Origin of the sequence: Bacteroides sp. AM16-13, from assembly GCF_003602705.1 — a bacterium.
Taxonomy (GTDB): domain Bacteria; phylum Bacteroidota; class Bacteroidia; order Bacteroidales; family Bacteroidaceae; genus Bacteroides; species Bacteroides xylanisolvens.
The window spans coordinates 1-1,096 of the sequence record NZ_QTLK01000079.1; the positions used below are offsets into that span (position 1 = coordinate 1).

Below are 1,096 nucleotides of genomic sequence, written 5' to 3' on the forward strand. Positions count from 1 at the left end.
ATACTTTTACAATGAAGAGTTTGATCCTGGCTCAGGATGAACGCTAGCTACAGGCTTAACACATGCAAGTCGAGGGGCAGCATTTTAGTTTGCTTGCAAACTAAAGATGGCGACCGGCGCACGGGTGAGTAACACGTATCCAACCTGCCGATAACTCGGGGATAGCCTTTCGAAAGAAAGATTAATATCCGATAGTATATTAAAACCGCATGGTTTTACTATTAAAGAATTTCGGTTATCGATGGGGATGCGTTCCATTAGTTTGTTGGCGGGGTAACGGCCCACCAAGACTACGATGGATAGGGGTTCTGAGAGGAAGGTCCCCCACATTGGAACTGAGACACGGTCCAAACTCCTACGGGAGGCAGCAGTGAGGAATATTGGTCAATGGACGAGAGTCTGAACCAGCCAAGTAGCGTGAAGGATGACTGCCCTATGGGTTGTAAACTTCTTTTATATGGGAATAAAGTATTCCACGTGTGGGATTTTGTATGTACCATATGAATAAGGATCGGCTAACTCCGTGCCAGCAGCCGCGGTAATACGGAGGATCCGAGCGTTATCCGGATTTATTGGGTTTAAAGGGAGCGTAGGTGGATTGTTAAGTCAGTTGTGAAAGTTTGCGGCTCAACCGTAAAATTGCAGTTGAAACTGGCAGTCTTGAGTACAGTAGAGGTGGGCGGAATTCGTGGTGTAGCGGTGAAATGCTTAGATATCACGAAGAACTCCGATTGCGAAGGCAGCTCACTAGACTGCAACTGACACTGATGCTCGAAAGTGTGGGTATCAAACAGGATTAGATACCCTGGTAGTCCACACAGTAAACGATGAATACTCGCTGTTTGCGATATACAGTAAGCGGCCAAGCGAAAGCATTAAGTATTCCACCTGGGGAGTACGCCGGCAACGGTGAAACTCAAAGGAATTGACGGGGGCCCGCACAAGCGGAGGAACATGTGGTTTAATTCGATGATACGCGAGGAACCTTACCCGGGCTTAAATTGCAAATGAATAATCTGGAAACAGGTTAGCCGCAAGGCATTTGTGAAGGTGCTGCATGGTTGTCGTCAGCTCGTGCCGTGAGGTGTCGGCTTAA

Annotated in this window: 1 rRNA gene; it reads left to right on the forward strand. The window is 47.6% G+C overall.

The features are described 5' to 3' along the window. Positions 1-8: 8 nt before the first annotated feature. Positions 9-1,096 (forward strand): 16S ribosomal RNA (locus DW173_RS23650); the annotation flags it as partial.